The sequence below is a fragment of the Janthinobacterium sp. SUN026 genome (assembly GCF_030397625.1).
In the GTDB taxonomy this organism is placed as follows: domain Bacteria; phylum Pseudomonadota; class Gammaproteobacteria; order Burkholderiales; family Burkholderiaceae_D; genus Janthinobacterium; species Janthinobacterium kumbetense.
The window spans coordinates 167,965-186,731 of record NZ_JAPQNU010000004.1; the positions used below are offsets into that span (position 1 = coordinate 167,965).

General features: G+C 62.2%; 17 protein-coding genes. 6 read left to right on the forward strand and 11 right to left on the reverse strand.

Annotation, left to right across the window (positions count from 1 at the left end):
• Position 1: 1 nt before the first annotated feature.
• Together mltB and OX459_RS19150 are read left to right on the forward strand one after the other, a co-directional pair.
• Positions 2-1,162: a lytic murein transglycosylase B gene (mltB, locus tag OX459_RS19145; protein WP_289906206.1), complete on the forward strand. Its 1,161-nt coding sequence runs from the start codon at positions 2-4 to the stop codon at positions 1,160-1,162.
• 438 nt (positions 1,163-1,600) lie between these two features.
• Complete coding sequence (locus OX459_RS19150) at positions 1,601-1,933, forward strand: hypothetical protein (RefSeq protein ID WP_034751784.1); 333 nt, start codon at positions 1,601-1,603, stop codon at positions 1,931-1,933.
• 100 nt (positions 1,934-2,033) lie between these two features.
• Here the strand turns inward: OX459_RS19150 and cysM are convergent, their stop codons facing one another.
• A complete protein-coding gene (cysM, locus tag OX459_RS19155; RefSeq protein WP_289906207.1) occupies positions 2,034-2,936 on the reverse strand; it encodes a cysteine synthase CysM in 903 nt (300 codons plus the stop codon).
• A gap of 252 nt (positions 2,937-3,188) precedes the next feature.
• On the opposite strand from cysM, the gene OX459_RS19160 reads away from it, so the two are divergent.
• The 4 genes from OX459_RS19160 to OX459_RS19175 all read left to right on the forward strand — a co-directional run bounded on the left by OX459_RS19160 (position 3,189) and on the right by OX459_RS19175 (position 8,561).
• Complete coding sequence (locus tag OX459_RS19160) at positions 3,189-4,958, forward strand: FAD-dependent oxidoreductase (RefSeq protein ID WP_289906208.1); 1,770 nt, start codon at positions 3,189-3,191, stop codon at positions 4,956-4,958.
• 125 nt (positions 4,959-5,083) lie between these two features.
• Positions 5,084-6,649 carry a phospholipase D family protein gene (locus tag OX459_RS19165; protein WP_289906209.1) on the forward strand — a complete coding sequence of 522 codons (1,566 nt, stop codon included), beginning with the start codon at positions 5,084-5,086 and terminating at the stop codon, positions 6,647-6,649.
• Positions 6,650-6,879: 230 nt separating this feature from the next.
• Positions 6,880-7,638, forward strand: a complete 759-nt coding sequence (locus OX459_RS19170; protein ID WP_289906210.1) for a PEPxxWA-CTERM sorting domain-containing protein — start codon at positions 6,880-6,882, stop codon at positions 7,636-7,638.
• A gap of 77 nt (positions 7,639-7,715) precedes the next feature.
• Positions 7,716-8,561 (forward strand): sterol desaturase family protein, encoded by an 846-nt coding sequence (locus tag OX459_RS19175; protein ID WP_289906211.1) that lies wholly within the window; start codon positions 7,716-7,718, stop codon positions 8,559-8,561.
• A gap of 86 nt (positions 8,562-8,647) precedes the next feature.
• Here the strand turns inward: OX459_RS19175 and OX459_RS19180 are convergent, their stop codons facing one another.
• From OX459_RS19180 to OX459_RS19225, 10 genes are all read right to left on the reverse strand, one after another.
• Positions 8,648-9,355 (reverse strand): helix-hairpin-helix domain-containing protein, encoded by a 708-nt coding sequence (locus OX459_RS19180; protein ID WP_099665143.1) that lies wholly within the window; start codon positions 9,353-9,355, stop codon positions 8,648-8,650.
• A gap of 165 nt (positions 9,356-9,520) precedes the next feature.
• A complete protein-coding gene (gene rfaE1, locus OX459_RS19185) occupies positions 9,521-10,474 on the reverse strand; it encodes a D-glycero-beta-D-manno-heptose-7-phosphate kinase (protein WP_077400769.1) in 954 nt (317 codons plus the stop codon).
• The gene (locus tag OX459_RS19190; RefSeq protein WP_099665144.1) at positions 10,471-11,838 is read right to left on the reverse strand and encodes a UDP-glucose/GDP-mannose dehydrogenase family protein; all 1,368 of its coding nucleotides are present in this window, start codon (positions 11,836-11,838) and stop codon (positions 10,471-10,473) included. The genes rfaE1 and OX459_RS19190 overlap by 4 nt, the downstream gene beginning before the upstream one ends.
• A 139-nt stretch (positions 11,839-11,977) precedes the next feature.
• Positions 11,978-13,153, reverse strand: coding sequence for a lipopolysaccharide assembly protein LapB (gene lapB, locus OX459_RS19195; protein ID WP_077400762.1), 1,176 nt, complete (start codon positions 13,151-13,153; stop codon positions 11,978-11,980).
• 46 nt (positions 13,154-13,199) lie between these two features.
• A complete protein-coding gene (locus OX459_RS19200; RefSeq protein ID WP_077400759.1) occupies positions 13,200-13,502 on the reverse strand; it encodes a LapA family protein in 303 nt (100 codons plus the stop codon).
• A 124-nt stretch (positions 13,503-13,626) separates the two neighbouring features.
• Positions 13,627-13,932 carry an integration host factor subunit beta gene (locus OX459_RS19205; protein ID WP_008446215.1) on the reverse strand — a complete coding sequence of 102 codons (306 nt, stop codon included), beginning with the start codon at positions 13,930-13,932 and terminating at the stop codon, positions 13,627-13,629.
• 17 nt (positions 13,933-13,949) lie between these two features.
• Positions 13,950-15,662, reverse strand: coding sequence for a 30S ribosomal protein S1 (gene rpsA, locus OX459_RS19210; RefSeq protein ID WP_071650172.1), 1,713 nt, complete (start codon positions 15,660-15,662; stop codon positions 13,950-13,952).
• A 141-nt stretch (positions 15,663-15,803) separates the two neighbouring features.
• A complete protein-coding gene (cmk, locus tag OX459_RS19215; RefSeq protein WP_099665145.1) occupies positions 15,804-16,472 on the reverse strand; it encodes a (d)CMP kinase in 669 nt (222 codons plus the stop codon).
• 15 nt (positions 16,473-16,487) lie between these two features.
• Entirely contained in the window at positions 16,488-17,843 is a 1,356-nt protein-coding gene (gene aroA / locus OX459_RS19220; protein WP_099665146.1) for a 3-phosphoshikimate 1-carboxyvinyltransferase, read from the reverse strand.
• An 18-nt stretch (positions 17,844-17,861) separates the two neighbouring features.
• Entirely contained in the window at positions 17,862-18,767 is a 906-nt protein-coding gene (locus tag OX459_RS19225; RefSeq protein ID WP_289906212.1) for a prephenate dehydrogenase/arogenate dehydrogenase family protein, read from the reverse strand.

An 18,767-nucleotide genomic window follows, 5' to 3' on the forward strand; every position in this document is an offset into this window, starting at 1 on the left:
CTTGTTACCGATCAAAACCTCCGCCCTGTCCCTGCTCCTCTCCCTTCCCCTGTGCCTGTCCACCGCGCACGCTGGCGAAAACAGCAATATTTCCGACGCCGACCGCGCCCGCGCCGTGCGCGCGGCCAAGGCCCAGCCCGTCAAGAAGGTTGCCGGCAAGCCAGCGGCGAAGAAAGCGCCGGCGAAATTCGACTTCGAAGGCGAATTTGTCGACTATGCCAACTGGAAAGAAGTACGCGCTTTCCTCGACGACATGTCCGCCAAGCATGGCTTTAACCGCGCCGAACTCGATACCCTGATCGGCAAGGTGCGCTATGTCGAATCGACCGTGCAACTGATGAAGCCGGCCCCGCCGGGCAAACCGAAGAACTGGCAAGCGTACAGCGCCCGCTTCATCGAGCCGGTGCGCATCAATGCGGGCGTGAAATTCTGGGAAGAAAATGCGGAAGCGCTGGCGCGCGCCGAACGCGAGTATGGAGTGCCGGCCGAAATCATCGTCGGCATCATCGGCGTGGAAACGGTGTATGGACGCAACACGGGCCGCTTCCGCGTGCTCGACGCGCTGACCACCCTGGCGTTTTCCTATCCGGAAAGCCCGACCCGCGCCGCGCGCATGGAGTTTTTCAAGGGAGAACTGGAAAACGCGCTGCTGTACGCGCGCAAGGATGGCATCGATCCCTTGACCCTGCTCGGCTCGTATGCGGGCGCCATCGGCTTGCCCCAGTTCATGCCTAGCAGCATCATGAAATATGCGGTGGACTTCGATGGCGATAGTCACATCGACCTGCGCAATTCCACGGCCGACGCCATCGGCAGCGTCGCGCATTTCCTCGTCGAGCACGGCTGGCGGCGCGACGATCCCGTCATCAGCACCTATCCCGTCACCGTCTCTGCCAGCCGCGCCTGGGAAAAATTCATCGGCCAGGGCTTGCAAGCCAAGTACCGGCTGGCGGAATTGCAGGAGGCCGGCGTGAGCGCTGGCCCGTCCACGCCGCAGAACATGTTGTTCGGCCTGATCGATCTGCAAAATGGTTCAGAAGCAACTGAGTATCACTTGGCAACCAATAACTTCTTTGCTATAACTCAGTACAACAGAAGTTATTTTTATGCCATGTCAGTGATCGACTTGGGCAAGGCCATCAGTCAAGTGCGCGCACGCTAACTGAAAGTCGGTGTAAAGTTATAATATTACTTGTAAGAAAGCGTAAGGGATGTTGAAGCGACCAGAAAACAAGTCTATGGTAGGGCCGATAACATGTGCCAGCCTTGCTCGCCAGCCTTTGTGCGGCACGGAATACGGAAATGGTTTTATACTTAACTTTTGTCAAAGTACAATTTTTGTTCTATCATAGAGCATAATAAAGAATAAATAGGTGTTGCAACAAGACAACACCTATTTTGTACAAAGCAAGATTACTGGGCTTTCCGGCCTGAAATTGAATCCTGTTGTACAATTGTGTATATATTACGAAAAACTGTATCCCGGATCGTACCGTGTGTGAATTCGTTCCTTTTAGTAAAGAATGAACATGAACGCAGCAAGAGCGAGCTCCGAGTGTTTTTTACTTTGCAGTGCAACTACAGAAGGAACAATAACATCATGACAAACCAAGTCGGCATTGATATGAACAGCGATTCGGACTCCGACGATCTGCTTCAATACAACCCAAACAGATTGCTCGATACCCTGATCGAAAACCTGCGCCTGAAAAACGACGCAGCCCTGTCCCGCGCGCTGGAAGTAGCGCCGCCAGTCATCAGCAAAATCCGCCACCACCGCCTGCCGGTCGGCGCATCGCTGCTGATCCGCATGCACGAAGTTAGCGACCTGAGCATCCGCGACCTGCGTTACCTGATGGGTGACCGTCGCAACAAATTCCGCATCAGCGACAAGCAATTCAAGCCAAAAGAAGGCGAAACGCCACAAGGCTGATCCTGCCAGTTGCGCAGGTTTTCCCTCCCCGCCATGGGGAGGGGGTATTTCCAGCAGTTCTCAGGCCGTTCTGGCCGATATTATTTTCCCGTATCAACTATCAAGCAGGAAACACGCCGGTCGACAGATAGCGGTCGCCACGGTCGCAGACGACGAACACGATCGTCGCGTTTTCCACCGTTTGCGAGATGCGCAGCGCGATTTCGCACGCGCCGGCGGCCGAGATGCCGCAGAACAAGCCCTCTTCCGCCGCCAGGCTGCGCGCCATGCGTTCGGCCACACCCTGGCTCACGTATTCCACCTGGTCCACGCGCGACTTGTCATATATTTTCGGCAAGTACGCTTCCGGCCACTTGCGGATGCCGGGAATCTGCGAACCTTCCTCGGGCTGGGCGCCGATGATCTGGATGGCGGGATTCTGCTCCTTCAAATAGCGCGACACGCCCATGATGGTGCCCGTCGTGCCCATGGCGCTGACGAAATGCGTGATCTGGCCATTGGTATCGCGCCAGATTTCCGGCCCCGTGCTTTCATAGTGGGCGCGCGAATTGTCTTCGTTGGCGAACTGGTCGAGGATCACGCCACGGCCATCCTTCTGCATCTGCTCGGCCAGGTCGCGCGCATATTCCATGCCGCCCGTCTTCGGCGTCAACAGGATGTCGGCGCCGTAGGCGGCCATGCTCTGGCGGCGCTCCACGCTGAGATTGTCCGGCATCAGGAGCAGCATCTTGTAGCCGCGCAAGGCGGCGGCCATGGCCAGCGCGATGCCCGTATTGCCGCTGGTCGCCTCGATCAGGGTATCGCCCGGCTTGATGACGCCGCGCTCTTCAGCGCGCTTGAGCATGGACATGGCGGCGCGATCCTTCACGGAGCCGGCCGGATTATTGCCCTCCAGCTTGCCAAGGATGACGTTGTTGCGCGCAAGCGCATCGGCACCCGGCAAGCGCGTCAGCTGCACCAGCGGGGTATTGCCTATCGTATCTTCAAGTGTCTTGTAAGCCATCGTGTCTGTTTGAGTAGATTCAACAAAGACCCATTCTAATATGAGATGCTGGGTGGCGTATCGCTCATCGGCGCCTGCATCCGGGCCTGCGCGCGCGTCCGGCTGCGCCGCCGCATGCCGCACGGCGCCTGCCGCGCTGCCGTTTCCGGGCGTGTACAAGGGCGATTGCGGCAGGCGCGCGCCGCATGCGCTAGACTCGCCACTGTTAGTTATTTTTGTTATTTGCTTATTCAGCCTCCGAACGGACTCGCCATGGCCAGCAACACACCCGAATTCATTCCCGAAACGACGCAGGACGATCCCGTCCAGTTTGCCACGCTCGACTTGCAGGGCCGCAGCCACCAGATCTCGCCCGTCTTCACCGCGCTCGAACTGCAGCGCTTGCAGCGCTATGGCACGCGGCGGCGCTTTGCCGATGGCGATACGCTGTTCGAGGCGGGCAGCAGCAGCTTCGGCATGCTGGTGATATTGTCCGGGCGGGTCAGCATCAAGCGTCACGAAGTGCTGGGGCAGGCGTCGCAGCTGCGCGAAGTGGGCGTCGGCCACTTCATTGCCGAAGTGGCGCAATTGTCCGGCCGCCCCACCCTCGTCAACGGCAGCGCCGTGGGCGCCGTGGAATTGCTCGACATCAGCTCGGAATCCTTGCGCGCGCTGATCGTAGCCGAGGCGGAGATGGGCGAACGCATCGTGCGCGCCCTGATCCTGCGCCGCGTGGCGCTGATCGAATCCAACTCGGGCGGCCCCGTGCTGGTGGGGCCGCGCGGCAACGGCAATCTGTTCCACCTGCAAAGTTTCCTGTCTAGCAATGGCCATCCGCACACGGTACTCGATCCGGCCACGGATGCGGCCGCCGCCGCGCTGGCCGGGCGCTACCAGCCCACGCCGCAGGAATGGCCGCTGGTGGTCTGTCCGGACGGCAAGATCATGAAGAATCCTGGCAATGCGGAACTGGGGCGCTGTCTGGGCATGCTGCCCGATTTGTCCGGCGACAAGATTTTTGACGTGCTAGTGGTGGGCGCCGGCCCTGCCGGCCTGGCCACGGCCGTGTATGCGGCGTCCGAAGGTCTCACCGTGCTGGCGCTGGAGCAGCGCGCGTACGGCGGCCAGGCAGGCGCCAGCGCGCGCATCGAAAATTACCTGGGTTTTCCCACCGGCATCTCTGGCCGCGCCTTGGCGGGGCGCGCCTATGTGCAGGCGCAAAAATTTGGCGTCGAAATCGCCACGCCGGCCAGCGCCGCCAACTTGCTGTGCGACACCTGGCCCCTGCGCGTCAACCTGTGCAACGGCACGCAGGTGCGGGCCCGCACGGTGGTGCTGTCGTGCGGCGCGCGCTATCGCCGCCCCTCGCTGGCGAACCTGAAAACGTATGAGGGACGGGGCGTGTATTACTGGGCTTCGCCCATCGAAGCCAAGCTGTGCCGGCAGGAAGAGATCATCCTGGTCGGCGGCGGCAATTCGGCCGGCCAGGCGGCCGTGTTTCTCTCCGGCCATGCCGCCAAGGTCCACATGGTGATCCGCGGCGAAGGGCTGGCGGCCAGCATGTCGAGCTATTTGATCGAGCGCATCGCCGCCACGCCCAACATCACCTTGCACACGCACACGGAAATCATCGCCCTCGAAGGCGACGACGATGGCTTGACGGAGGTGCGCTGGCGCAACAACCGCACGGGCGAGGAAGCCGCTTGCGCCGTGCGCCGCGTGTTTCTCTTCGTCGGCGCCGATCCGAACACGGACTGGCTGCACGACTGCGCCGTGGCCGTCGATGAACAGGGCTTCATCCGCACGGGCTTCGACGTCACGCGCGCCGAATGCCGCGCGCATGGCCATGCGGCGCATTTAGCCTACCCGCCGCCGGACTTGCCGGAGCGGGCCGCCCTGGAAACGAGCGTGCCGGGCGTGTTCGCCATCGGCGACGTGCGGGCCGGTTCCACCAAGCGCGTGGCCGCCGCCGTCGGCGAAGGGGCGGCCGTGGTGTCGCAGATTCACGGCTTCCTGGCGCGGTTGCCGGCGGGCTCCGCCTGAAAATCGTGCATTGTAGAAACTGCTACAATCGGCTGTTGCCATCCAGCTGAAAGAGTCCGCATGCCCCACACCGCCAAGCTTTCCTCGCGCCGCAGCATGCCCGCGGTTCGCTGACGGTGCGCCGCATGCTCGTCAAACTGTTGCTGCTGGCCACCTTGTTTACCGTGCTCAGCATCGCTGCCCTGTACAGCTACGGGCGTTTCGCCGAGCGGTCGCTGGGTGCGCCAGGAATGGCCTTGCCCGTGGCGATGGATGCCACCCTGCTCGACCGCGTGCTGGCGCCGCAGCTGGCGCAACGCCCGGGCCACAGCGGCACGGCGCTGATCGACGACAACCTGGAAGCGTTCGCCCTGCGCGCCCTGAGCGCGCGCGAAGCGGGCCGCAGCATCGACCTGCAATACTACATCTGGCATAACGACGTCACGGGACGCCTGCTCGTGCGCGAACTGCTGCGCGCGGCCGACCGTGGCGTGCGCGTGCGCGTGTTGCTCGACGATATCAACGCGCGGGGCCAGGACGCCGCCATCCTGGCGCTCGACAGCCACCCGCTGATCGACGTGCGCATCTTCAATCCGGGCCGCAACCGCGACGGCATCTGGTTGCGCGCCATGGAAATGGCCTTGCGCGCCGTCAGCCTGAACCGGCGCATGCACAACAAGGCCTGGATCGTCGACGGCAGGGTCGCCCTCGTCGGCGGGCGCAATATCGGCGATGAATACTTCGATGCCGCAGAGCAAGTCAATTTCCAGGATGCCGACTTGCTGCTGGTGGGACCCGCCGTGCAGCAGACGAGCGACATCTTCGACCGCTTCTGGAACAGCCGCGCCGTCATTCCCATCAGCGCCTTGCACGCTGGCAAGAACACGGGCGCATCGGAGCTACAGGCCGTGCGCACCCGCCTCGACGCGCTGACCGGAGAACTGGACGCCTCGCCCTACCTGCGCCAGCTGACCGATGCGGGCCAGCTGCAAGCCCACCTCGATGGCCGCCTGCGCCTGCACTGGAGCACGCACGTGCAAGTATTGTCGGACCCGCCGGAAAAAGCCGCGCCCGTGGCCAGTTTGCAGCGCAGCGAGCACTGGCTCATGCACAGCTTGCTGCCGCTGCTGACGGACGCGCGCGAGGAAGCGCTGCTGACCTCGCCATACTTCGTGCCCGGCGCGGAACTGACGCAGACCCTGGGTGAAAAGGTTGCCGCCGGCGTCCAGGTCCAGGTGCTGACCAACTCGCTGGCCGCCACCGACGTTGCCCTCGTGCATGCAGGCTATGCGCGCTACCGCCAGGCGCTGCTGGGCGGCGGCATCGAGCTGTATGAATTGAAGACCCTGCACCGCAAGCGCATCAGCCTGATGGGCTCGAGCCGCGCCAGCCTGCATACCAAGGCCGTCGTGGTGGATGGCCAGCGGGGTTTCGTCGGCTCCTTCAACCTCGATCCCCGCTCGGCCCAGCTGAATACGGAAATGGGCGTGCTGTTCGACGATGCCGCGCTGGCGGCCGACATGCGCGCGCTGTTCCAGCATTCGACGGCCAGCGACACCAGCTACCGCGTGTTCCTCGACAAGGGCGCCCTGCGCTGGTCCGATGCTACCGAGGAACCCGCCAAAGTGTGGACGCACGATCCCGAAGCAGGCTTCTGGCGCCGCACGCTGGTATCCGTGATGCGCTGGCTGCCGATCGAATCGCAGCTGTAGGCGTGCGCGGCATGTAAAAACTTTAATCCTGGCAAGATTGCCATCTAAAAATATTTGTTGTTTTCGAGACATGTTAGATGCTGTTTTGCCAAACGCTGCTATAATCGCTTCGACGGGACACCACCGCTGTCCTTGAAGTACCCTTCTCGCCCCTTCCGCGATTGAATAAACGTTGGCCAAAAGCTCGCCGACAGACTGCAACACTACCCTGTCACTTTTGGAGCTTTATCATGCGTAAAACATCTACCTTGCTGGCGCTGGCCGTCGCTTCCCTGTGCGTCACCGCCGCCCAGGCCGCCACGACCAACCTGGTCAAGAATGGCGATTTCGAACTGACCAGCAACGGTACCTCGAAACAGCTGAACGAAGGCACGTACGCGCGCGCGGACCGCACCTACCTGAGCGACTGGTCCAGCAAAGGCTATAACTTCGTCTTGAACGGTAACAACATCGACGACACCAACGCCGCGACGGCGCTGGCCTTGTGGGGTCCGAATTCGTACAGCGGCCACGGCCCGCAAAACGGTCTGGGCGCCAGTCCGACGGGCGGCAATGTGCTGGCGGCCGACTGGGATTACTTTCCCGGCCCCGTCACGCAGCAAGTCAGCGGCCTGATCCCCGGCCAGGCCTACACCCTGAGCTTTTCCTACGGCGCGGCCCAGCAAGTGGGCTTCCGTGGCGATAACCTGGTCAATTACTGGGATGTGTCGCTGGGCAACAGCAAACAGCAGACGGCGTCCCTGGCCAACGTCAGCCAGGGTTTCACGGGCTGGCACCAGGCCAGCATGACCTTCACGGCCGCCAACAGCAGCGAATTGCTGTCGTTCATGGCCAAGGGCAGCCCGTCCGGCGCGCCGCCATTCATGCTGCTCGACGGCGTCTCATTGGTGTCGGCCGTGCCGGAACCGTCGACCTGGGGCATGCTGATCGGCGGCCTGGGCCTTCTGGGCTTCATGGCACGCCGCCGCAAGGCTGCTGTAGCAGTCTGAGCCGCCAGCGCGCGTGACAGAATCCGGACCAGCCCAGCTTTGTCCGGATTTTTTTGTTTCTTACCTGATGGAATGAAATGAGCCTGCTGCACACCCTGCAAACCCACCTGCCCGGCATCGCCGTCGATGTGCTGCGCCTGAGCCTGTGGCTGGTGCTGCTGGCCGTGATCTTCGTGCCGCTCGAGCGCTTCTTTGGCGAACGCCACGCGGGGCGCTCCCGCACGGAACTGTTCAGCGACCTGGGCTTTTATTTCATCAGCAGCCTACTGCCGGCCGCCTTGCTGGCCGCGCCGCTGGCCCTGCTCGCCGTCGCCGGCCAGCACCTGCTGCCGGACGCCATCCCCGCCACCATGTCTGCCCTGCCCCTGTGGGGCAAGCTTCTGCTGGGCTTGCTGATCGGCGAAGTCGGCACTTACTGGGGGCATAGGCTCAGCCATGAAATTCCATGGCTGTGGCGCTACCATGCCGTGCACCACAGCACGGAACAGCTGTATTTCCTCGCCAATACGCGCACCCATCCCGTCGACATGGTCATCACGCGCCTATTCGGCCTGACACCGCTGTATCTGCTGGGCCTGGCCGGCCCCGGCGCGGCAGGCAGCGCGGCACCCGTGCTCTTGCTGCTGATCGGCACCGTCTGGGGTTTCTTCATCCACGCCAACCTGCGTTGGCGCTTCGGCCCGCTGGAATGGCTGGTGGCCACACCCGCCTTCCACCACTGGCACCACAGTAAGTTCGAACACATCAACCGCAACTATGCGTCAACCCTGCCCGTGCTGGACCGGGTGTTCGGCACCCATCACTTGCCGCGCACATGGCCCGATGCCTGCGGCATCGAGGCGTACATGCCGAAGTCGCTGGCAGGGCAACTGGCTGCGCCATTCCGGCCCACCGACAAGCGGGAAGTTCCGGCCGCGGAATAAAAAAAACCCCACGCGGCCGGTACCACGCGGGGTTTTCTTCTCGTGCTGCGCGGCACCACCACGCAACACGCTTTACAGCAACACGCTTACTTTTTCTCGGCTTCTGCCTTCTTCGCGTCGGCAGCAGCCAGTTTGGCTTCCTTCTTCGCAGCCGCTTCCGCAGCCTTGGCTTCTTTCTTGGCCGCCGTTGCCGCTTTCTTCGCGGCAGCGGCTTCCTTCTTCGTCTCGGCAGCCGTTTTCACAGGGGCGGCATCGGCCGCGGCAGCAGCGGGAGCCGGCGCAGCAGCAGGCACTGCCTTGGCGGCGGCTTCTTTCTTGGCGGCAGCGGCAGCGGCCTTGGCTTCTTTCTTGGCTGCAGCAGCTTCCTTCTTCGCTTCAGCGGCCGACTTGGCTGGTGCCGCAGCGGTGTCGGTCGCAGCAGCTGGCTTCGGTGCGGCTTCTTTCGCTGCAACTTCCTTCACTGCAGCATCCTTTTTTGCCGGGGCAGCTTTCGCCGCCGGAGCGGGTGCCGCTGGCGCGCCGGACTTGGCCTGGCCATTCACTTGCAAGCCCGCTTCCGACAGTTTCACGGAGCTTTTCGGGCCGATACCTTTTACGCGGCTTTCGAAATCGGCCCAATCCTTGAAGGCACCGCCCTTGGCGCGCTCATCGACGATGGCTTTCGACGTGACGGGGCCGATGCCCTTGACGCTGTCGAGTGCCGCCTGGTCCGCCTTGTTGACATCGACCTGGGCAAAGGCAAAGCCCATCGTCGCGATCAGGGTGGCGATGGCCAGCAGTATTTTTTTGAACATGGGTATCTCTCCGTGATGTGGTTTCAAGATGACTCGAACGCAAGGGAGGAACAGCGCCTTAACGGCTTTAACGGCTGTAGCGTGATACGGTTGACAAGATGGGACTGCGGAACTGCGGGAAAACCTGCGCCAGATCAAACGGTCCGGCGCAGGCGATACAACATATTACTGCGAAAACAGCTCGTCGCGGGTGACGGTGGCCGTGCCCAGCTTGCCGACGACGATGCCGCCGGCGCGGTTGGCCGTGCGCACGGCGTCGCCCAGGGCCATGCCGGCCCCCAGCATGGCTGCCATGGTGGCTATCACCGTGTCGCCGGCACCCGAGACGTCGAACACTTCGCGCGCATCGGTCGGCATGTGCAGCACCTCATCGGCCGTGTACAAGCTCATGCCTTCTTCGGAACGGGTCAGCAGCAAGGCGTCCAGCCCCAGTTGCGCGCGCATCTGCTGCGCGCGCTCCGTGAGTTGCTCCTCCGTATTCCAGCTGCCGATCACGCGGCGCAGTTCGGACTTGTTCGGAGTGAGTACTGACGCACCTGAATAGCGGCTGAAATCATCGCCTTTCGGGTCGACCATGACGATCTTGCCGGCGGCCCGGGCCGCCTTGATCATCTCGGCCACGTTCACCAGGCTGCCCTTGGCGTAGTCGGACAGGATCACCACGTCATAATGGGGCAGCAGCGCGTTGAACTGCGCCAGCTTGTCGCGCAGCACCGTATCGCTGGGCGCATCCTCGAAGTCGATGCGCAACATCTGCTGCTGGCGGCCGATCACGCGCAGCTTGATGATGGTGGAAATGGCTGCGTCGCGCTGCAGATAGCTGTGGATGCCGCCGCCTTCGAGCAGACGCTCGACCTGGCTGCCGGCCTCGTCGTCGCCCACCACGCCGAGCAAGCTCGTCTTCGCGCCCAGCGCGGCCGCGTTGCGCGCCACGTTGGCCGCGCCGCCCAGGCGTTCCTCGCGCTTTTCGATGCGCACGATGGGCACGGGCGCTTCCGGCGAGATGCGGCTGACGTCACCGAACCAGTAGCGGTCCAGCATCACATCGCCCACCACCAGCAGGCGTACCTGGGCCAATGCGGCCGGCGCCGTCAAGGCGACCACCTCTTGGGCGCTCATGCGCGCGTCAGGATCGAGCGGCCGATCCCGTGGTATTCGATGCCATTCTCGGCCATGACGGCCGGCTCGAACAGGTTGCGCCCGTCAAAGACGACGGCCTGCTTCAGGCGCGCCTTGACCTGCTCGAAGTCGGGGCTGCGGAAGGCTTTCCATTCGGTCACGATGACCAGCGCATCGGCGTCCTGCAGCGCATCCTTCGGACTGTCGGCAAAGCGCACCTTCGCCAGTTGCTCCGGCGTCAAGTCCAGTTGCAGCACGCGGCGCGCCTCGGCCATGGCGACGGGGTCGTACACGGCCACCGTGGCGCCGCGCCCCAGCAAGTCGGCCAGCAGCACGCGGGCCGACGCTTCGCGCATGTCGTCCGTATTCGGCTTGAAGGCCAGGCCCCAGACGGCAAAATGCCTGCCCGTCAAGTCTTCGCCGAAGCGAGCGACCACTTTGCGGCCCAGCACCTGCTTTTGCTGGTCGTTGACGGCTTCGACGGCGCGCAGGATCAGCAATTCCTGGCCGTGGCCGCGCGCCGTGCGCTCGAGCGCCTGCACGTCTTTCGGGAAGCAGGAACCGCCGTAGCCGCAACCGGCATACAGGAAGCTGTGGCCGATACGCGGGTCGGAACCGATGCCGTGGCGCACGGCTTCGATATCGACGCCCACCTTGTCGGCCAGATTCGCCAGCTCATTCATGAACGAGATGCGCGTGGCCAGCATGGCGTTGGCCGCATATTTCGTGAATTCGGCCGAGCGCACGTCCATCCAGTAGGTGCGCTCGTGGTTGCGGTTGAACGGCGCGTACAGGCTTTTCAGCAATTCGCGCGCGCGTTCGCCGTCCGGCGTGGCGTCGACGCCGATGACGATGCGGTCCGGGCGCATGAAGTCTTCGACAGCCGCGCCTTCCTTGAGGAATTCCGGATTCGACGCCACCGAGAACGTGGCGGCCACGCCGCGCGCATCGAGTTCGCCCTGGATGGCGGCGCGGACTTTTTCGGCCGTGCCGACGGGCACGGTGGACTTGTCGACGATGACCTTGAAGTCCGTCATGTACTTGCCGATGCCGCGCGCGGCGGCCAGCACGTATTGCAGGTCGGCCGAACCGTCTTCATCGGGCGGCGTGCCGACGGCGATGAATTGCATCACGCCGTGCGCGGCAGCAGCCTCGACGTCGGTGGAAAAGGTCATGCGCCCGGCGGCGCGGTTGCGCGCCACGACTTCTTCCAGGCCCGGTTCATGGATGGGGATGCCGCCGCTGTTGAGCAAGGCGACCTTCTGTACGTCGAGGTCGAGGCAAAAGACGTCATTGCCCAGCTCCGCCAAGCAGGCGCCCGTCACGAGGCCCACATAGCCCGTGCCGATAATGGTGATTTTCATGGTTGTGCCGTATTTGTAATATATATATCTGACCTGCAAGTGCACAGCACAGGGTTCAGGGCGAGGCGCGGCGCCGAAGACAGTACGAATAGTACGGCGAGGCGCTGCAACGCAGCCATGGGCCCTGTGGTGGGCACGACTAATTCATGACGTTGAGCTCTTCCGTGCGTCGCGGCGGATAGGTTTCCCACTTGTTGCAGCCCGGGCAATGCCAATAGAACTGGCGCGCCTTGAAGCCGCAGTGGCTGCATTGGTAGCGGGCCAGCTTCTGCGTGTAGCCGTGCACGAGGTTTTTCACCATCGACAGCTCCGACCAGATGGCGGCCGGCGCATCCATCATGCGCGCTTCCAGCAGTTTATCCAGGCCCAGCAGGGTCGGCGTGCGGCGCAGCTCGGCGCTGACCAACTGTTTCGCCGCTTCCACGCCGTCGAGCTCGATGACGGCCTTGAAGACGACTTCGATCAAGTCGATCGACGACGCCTCTTCCAGGTAGGAGCGCAGCAGGTTGACGCCTTCCTGTGGACGGCCCAGCTTGGTATAACCATCCATCAGGCGCTGCGCCACCAGGGCCACGTGCGGCACGCTTTGCTGCTCCACGCGGCGCCAGGTGGTCAGCGCGCCTTCCACGTCGCCGCGCGCCAGCAGCACGTCGCCCGTCAGGATGGTGGCGCGCACGCTCTTGCGGTCCGTCTGCAAGGCTTTTTCCAGCAGCGGCATGGCTTCGTCCGGCTTCATGTGCACCAGCGCGTCATGCGCCAGTTCGCAATAGAACTGGGCGATTTCCTTCTGGCGCGCGCCGGCGCCCGATTCCTGCAAGCCCACGGCCGCTTCGATGGCGCGTGGCCATTCCTTTTCGCGCTGGTAGATTTCCAGCAGCGCGCGGCGCGCCTGGGCCGCATATTGCGTGTCGACCAGGCTGTTGAAGGTTTCTTCGGCGCGGTCCAGCAGACCCGCCTTCAGGTAATCCATGCCCAGTTCATAGGCGGCATGGCCCTGCTGCTCCAGCGGCAAGTCCGGGCGCGCCAGCAAATTCTGGTGCACGCGGATGGCGCGCTCCGTCTCGCCGCGGCGGCGGAATAAATTGCCCAGCGCAAAGTGCATATCGGCCGATTCCGGGTCCAGCTTGACGACTTCGATGAAGGCGTCGATGGCCTTGTCATGCTGCTCATTGAGCAGGAAATTCAAGCCCTTGAAGTAATTGCGCGGCAGGCTGCGCGATTCTGACACCAGTTGATGAATGTCAACACGCGCGGCAATCCAGCCCAGCGCGAAAAACACGGGGATACCCAAGAGCCACCAGAGTTCAAAATCCATGCGATTGTTTTTATTCGAGTAAGAGAGATAGGAGCGATGGCGCCGCTTACTGCGCGCTCACGCTGTCCGGTTGCGGCTGGACATTGCTGGCCACGCCAACGGTCTGCAGCGCGGCAATGGTGGTTTTTTGCTTGCTCGCTTCGCGGCGGTGACGGAACACGGTCGGCGTCAGGGCCAGTACGCCCAGGCTGGCGCCGGCGACAAAAAAGCCCAGTAGCATCAGGACCAGGGGGCCGCGAATTTCATAATTGAGGAAAACATGCAGGTCGACAACCTGCGCATTCTTCAGCGCGAAACTGAAGAACAGGACGAAGAGAACACAGCCAACGATGGTGGAGATGATTTTCATCGATAGGTCCAAAGAAAGCTACACAAGGTGGTGTGAATGCCGACAGGGCATAAACTTAGAACATATTAACAAAAAAAAGCGGCATCCAAGGACGCCGCTCTTTGTGTCGCCTTCCAGCAGACGATTAATCCTCGATGATCGGTTGCCCGACCATCGCGTCCACCCGCTCGCGCAACTGTTTGCCCGGCTTGAAGTGGGGTACCCGTTTCTCGGGAACCATCACCTTGTCGCCGGATTTCGGGTTGCGGCCGATGCGCGGGGGCCTGCTGTTCAGGGCAAAACTGCCAAAACCGCGGATCTCGATACGCTGACCGGTCGCCAGGGCGTTGGTCATCGCATCGAGAATGGTCTTGACGGCATACTCCGCATCTTTCGCCACCAGCTGAGAATAACGCTCAGCGAGGCGGTTGATCAGCTCGGACTTTGTCATCTGCCGTATCCGCAGTCTTAGTTCTTGTTATCGAACTTAGCTTTCAACAAGGCGCCCAGGCTGGTGGTGCCCGAAGCTGCGTTGTTGTCGGTAGCTGCCATCTTCTGCATGGCTTCCTGGGTTTCAACGTTGTCTTTCGCTTTGATCGACAGTTGGATACCACGGGCTTTGCGGTCGATGTTCAACACCATTGCTTCGACGGTGTCGCCGACTTTCAGGTGCGTACCAGCATCTTCAACGCGGTCGCGCGAGATTTCGGAAGCGCGCAGGTAGCCTTCAACTTCTTCGGACAGTTGGATCACGGCGCCTTTAGGCTCAACCGATTTAACGGTACCGGTTACCAGCGAGCCTTTGTCGTTCATGGCTGCGAAGTTGTTGAATGGGTCACCTTCCAATTGCTTGACGCCCAGGGAAACGCGCTCGCGCTCAACGTCGATGGCCAGAACGATGGCTTCCAGTTCGTCACCTTTCTTGAAGCGACGCACGGCTTCTTCGCCGGTTTCGGTCCAGGACAGGTCGGACAGGTGCACCAGACCGTCGATGTTGCCGGCCAGGCCGATGAACACGCCGAAGTCGGTGATCGATTTGATCGCGCCGCGGACTTTGTCACCTTTCTTATGGGTAACACCGAAGTCGTCCCATGGATTGGCTTTGCATTGTTTCATGCCCAGCGAAATACGACGACGCTCTTCGTCGATTTCCAGAACCATCACTTCTACTTCGTCGCCCAGTTGGACAACTTTATTAGGAGCAACGTTTTTGTTCGTCCAGTCCATTTCGGAAACGTGTACCAGACCTTCGATACCCTGTTCCACTTCAACGAACGCGCCGTAGTCGGTCAGGTTCGTTACTTTACCGAACAGACGGGTGCTTTGTGGGTAACGACGGGACAGACCGGTCCAAGGATCGTCGCCCAGTTGTTTCACGCCCAGCGAAACACGGTTTTTCTCTTGATCGTATTTCAGGACTTTGGCGGTGATTTCCTGGCCAACCGTCAGAACTTCCGACGGGTGACGTACACGGCGCCATGCCAGGTCGGTGATGTGCAGCAGGCCATCGATACCGCCCAGATCCACGAACGCGCCGTAGTCGGTGATATTTTTGACGACGCCGGTCACGACCGTGCCTTCTTTCAGCGTTTCCATCAGTTTCTGACGCTCTTCGCCCATCGAAGCTTCGATGACGGCGCGGCGGGACAGAACCACGTTGTTACGCTTGCGATCCAGCTTGATCACTTTGAATTCGAGGGTTTTGCCTTCGAATGGGGTGGTGTCTTTGACAGGACGGGTATCAACCAGCGAGCCCGGCAGGAATGCGCGGATGCCGTTGGTCAACACGGTCAGACCGCCTTTGACTTTACCATTGACGGTACCGACGACGATTTCGCCCGATTCCATCGCTTTTTCCAGAGCCAGCCACGAAGCCAGACGCTTGGCTTTGTCGCGCGACAGGATGGTATCGCCGAAACCGTTTTCCAGCGATTCGATCGCCACGGAAACGAAGTCACCAACTTTGACTTCCAGTTCGCCGTGGTCGTTCTTGAATTCTTCGACAGGGATGAATGCTTCGGATTTGAGGCCAGCGTTCACGATCACGAAATTGTGGTCGAGGCGCACGACTTCAGCGGAAATAACTTCGCCGGAGCGCATATCTTGACGCGACAACGATTCCTCGAAGAGCGCAGCAAAACTTTCCATACCGGTAGATTCGTTAGTTGTAACAGTAGACATAGGGTTCACACAGGTTATCCAGCAGAGATCGCACGATGCGACTTAAACTGGGTTAGGTTTTTGACACACCCGGACAGGCCAGGAGCCGTCAACGGGCACCACATAGCATGCACTACACATCAATACACGCTATTTTGCTGCTTATTTTGCAACTGCGGCATACCATTTCAACACGGTTTCGACGGCATCATCTGCCGTCATGGCCGAGGTATCGAGGACATGCGCCCCTTCCGCGGGGACCAGCGGCGCAATCGCACGGTGAGTATCACGTTCGTCCCGCGCCTGCAAATCCATCAGAAGGTCTTCCATATTAGCAGAAAAACCCTTGTCTATCAATTGCTTGTAGCGCCGTTGCGCGCGCGCCTCGACGCTGGCGGTCAGGAACACCTTCAATGGGGCATGCGGGAAGATCACCGTGCCCATGTCGCGTCCGTCGGCCACCAGGCCCGGCGTCTTGCGAAAGCCCAGCTGCAAACCGACCAAGGCATGGCGGACAGTTGGTAAAACAGCAATTTTCGACGCCGTATTCCCCACTTCTTCGGCACGGATCTGCTCCGTGACATTTTCATGCGCCAGCAGGATCTCGCCGCCCGCAAAATGACAGGGCAAGTGCTCGGCCAGCTTGGCCAGCGCGTGCTCGTCGCGCAAGTCCGTGCCGCGGCGCAGCGCGCTCAAGGCCGTCAGGCGGTACAGCGCGCCCGAGTCCAGGTAATGAAAGCCCAGCTTGTCGGCCACGCGGTGCGCCACCGTGCCCTTGCCGGAAGCGGTGGGGCCGTCGATGGCGATGACTGGGATGTTGGAGGTCGGCATAGTGTTAGCAATCAATTAAATCAAAGTGTCTTTGGCAATCCCCGCGAAGGCGGCGAAATACTCGGGGAAGGTCTTGGCCACGCATTTCGGGTCGTTGATGCGCATCTCGTTGCCGCGGCGCGCGGCGCCGTCCAGCGAAGCCAGCGAAAAGCACATGGCCATGCGGTGGTCGTCATACGTGTCGATGGTGGCGGCAAGAATCTGCGCCGGCGGCGTCACGCGCAGGTAGTCCGCGCCCTCTTCCACTTCCGCGCCCAGCTTGCGCAACTCCGTTGCCATGGCGGCCAGGCGGTCCGTCTCTTTTACGCGCCAGCTGGCGATATTGCGCAAGGTCGAAGTGCCGTCCGCGTACAGGGCGGCCACGGCGATCGTCATGGCCGCGTCGGGGATGTGGTTAAAGTCCATGTCGACGGCTTTCAGCACGCCGTTCGAACGGGCTTCGATCCAGTTCTCGCCCATGGTGATGGTCGCGCCCATCTGCTGCAAGGCTTCGACGAAGCGCACGTCGCCCTGGATGCTGTCGCGCCCCACGCCTTCCACCCGCACGGGGCCGCCGCCGATGGCGCCGGCCGCCAGGAAATACGAGGCCGACGAAGCGTCGCCTTCCACGTGGATGGTGCCCGGGCTTTGGTATTGCTGGCCCGGCTGCACGGTGAACGACTGCCAGCCGTCATGTTCGACCGTCACGCCGAAACGGCGCATCAGGTTCAGCGTGATCTCGATGTACGGCTTGGAAATCAGCTCGCCCGTGACATCGATGGTGACGGCATGATCGCGCGCCATCAGCGGCGCCACCATCAAGAGGGCCGTCAGGAACTGGCTCGACACGTTGCCGCGCACGGCGATGCGCTGCGCGTGGATGTGGCCGCGGCGGATGCGCAGCGGCGGGAAGCCCTGCTCGCCCGTGTATTCGATCTGCGTGCCGACGGCGTTCAGCGCGTCGACCAGGTCGCCGATCGGGCGTTCGTGCATGCGCGACACGCCGTGCAAGGTGTAGTCGCCGCCGATGACGGCCAGCGCCGCCGTCAGCGGGCGGATCGCCGTACCGGCATTGCCCATAAAGAGGTCAGCCTCGTGGTGCGGGAACACGCCGCCGCAGCCTTCCACGTGGTGGATCTGGTGCGCGGTGGCCGGGTCGCCCTGCAACTCGTCCTGCGTCCATTTGACGCCCAGCGACGTCAGGGCCGTCAGCATGACGAAGGTGTCGTCGGAGGCGAGCAAGTCGACGATCTTCGTCGTGCCCTTGGCCAGCGCGGCCAGCAGCAGCACGCGGTTGGAAATGCTTTTCGAGCCGGGCAAGCGCACCGTGCCCTCGGCGTGCATCACCGGTTTCAAGTCGATATGGTGGGGGTAGTGCTTGGTCTGGGTCATGCTGGAATCCTTGAGTATTTATTGTGCGGGCGCGGGAGTTTCCGCCATCTCGATCGCCTCGATCCATTGCTGCCGCGCGTGCTGGGCGTTCGCGTATACGCCCTCGATGGCGGCGCCGTCGTGCGCGGCCAGGTGGGCGCGCAAGGTCGTCAACTGCGCCAGGTAGGCGTCCAGTTCGTGCAGCAGCGCCGGCTGGTTGGCCAGGCTGATGTCGCGCCACATTTCCGGCGATGAGCCGGCGATGCGCGTAAAATCGCGAAAGCCGCTGGCCGCGTATTGAAACAGCAGGCCCGCGTGCGGTTTGTTGGCGATGTCGTCGACCAGCGCAAAGGCCAGCAAATGCGGCAGATGGCTGACGGCGGCAAATACCTTGTCATGTTCTTCGGGCGTCAACGTGTGCAGGATGGCGCCGCAGGCACGCCAGGCGACTGCCACGCGCTCGACGTCGTCCGCGGCGTTTTCCGCCAGCGGCGTGAGCACCACTTTCTTGCCTTGATACAGATCAATGATGGCGGCGTCGGGACCATTCGTCTCGCGCCCCGCGATCGGGTGGCCGGGCACGAACTGGCCCACCTTGCCGCCGAGCGCCGCGCGCGCGGCCGCCACCACGTCGCTCTTCGTGCTGCCCCCATCGGTGACGATGGTGCCGGGCTGCAGGTGCGGCGCGATGGATGCCAGGATGGGACCCGTCTGCGCCACGGGCGCAGCCAGCAGCACCAGGTCGGCGCCATGCAAGGCTTGCGCCATGTCGCCGCCGATTTCGTCGATGATACCCAGTTCGAGCGCGCGCACCATCGAGGCGGGCGAGCGGCCCATGCCGACTACGGTTTGAACCGCGCCCGCGTGTTTCAAGGCGCGCGCGAACGAGCCGCCGATCAGGCCTACGCCAAAAATGACGACCTTCTTCAGTGCAGGCGTCGTCAT

Excerpts from the sequence above, each read along its gene's own strand:
- OX459_RS19160 (WP_289906208.1), top strand. The coding sequence starts at position 3,189 with ATGGCCAGCAACACACCCGAATTCATTCCCGAAACGACGCAGGACGAT.
- rpsA (WP_071650172.1), bottom strand. The coding sequence starts at position 15,662 with ATGTCTACTGTTACAACTAACGAATCTACCGGTATGGAAAGTTTTGCT.
- cmk (WP_099665145.1), bottom strand. The coding sequence starts at position 16,472 with ATGCCGACCTCCAACATCCCAGTCATCGCCATCGACGGCCCCACCGCT.
- OX459_RS19165 (WP_289906209.1), top strand. The coding sequence starts at position 5,084 with ATGCTCGTCAAACTGTTGCTGCTGGCCACCTTGTTTACCGTGCTCAGC.
- OX459_RS19150 (WP_034751784.1), top strand. The coding sequence starts at position 1,601 with ATGACAAACCAAGTCGGCATTGATATGAACAGCGATTCGGACTCCGAC.
- OX459_RS19225 (WP_289906212.1), bottom strand. The coding sequence starts at position 18,767 with ATGACGACGCCTGCACTGAAGAAGGTCGTCATTTTTGGCGTAGGCCTG.
- aroA (WP_099665146.1), bottom strand. The coding sequence starts at position 17,843 with ATGACCCAGACCAAGCACTACCCCCACCATATCGACTTGAAACCGGTG.
- cysM (WP_289906207.1), bottom strand. The coding sequence starts at position 2,936 with ATGGCTTACAAGACACTTGAAGATACGATAGGCAATACCCCGCTGGTG.
- OX459_RS19180 (WP_099665143.1), bottom strand. The coding sequence starts at position 9,355 with ATGTTCAAAAAAATACTGCTGGCCATCGCCACCCTGATCGCGACGATG.
- OX459_RS19190 (WP_099665144.1), bottom strand. The coding sequence starts at position 11,838 with ATGAAAATCACCATTATCGGCACGGGCTATGTGGGCCTCGTGACGGGC.
- OX459_RS19200 (WP_077400759.1), bottom strand. The coding sequence starts at position 13,502 with ATGAAAATCATCTCCACCATCGTTGGCTGTGTTCTCTTCGTCCTGTTC.
- rfaE1 (WP_077400769.1), bottom strand. The coding sequence starts at position 10,474 with ATGAGCGCCCAAGAGGTGGTCGCCTTGACGGCGCCGGCCGCATTGGCC.
- lapB (WP_077400762.1), bottom strand. The coding sequence starts at position 13,153 with ATGGATTTTGAACTCTGGTGGCTCTTGGGTATCCCCGTGTTTTTCGCG.
- OX459_RS19205 (WP_008446215.1), bottom strand. The coding sequence starts at position 13,932 with ATGACAAAGTCCGAGCTGATCAACCGCCTCGCTGAGCGTTATTCTCAG.
- OX459_RS19175 (WP_289906211.1), top strand. The coding sequence starts at position 7,716 with ATGAGCCTGCTGCACACCCTGCAAACCCACCTGCCCGGCATCGCCGTC.
- OX459_RS19170 (WP_289906210.1), top strand. The coding sequence starts at position 6,880 with ATGCGTAAAACATCTACCTTGCTGGCGCTGGCCGTCGCTTCCCTGTGC.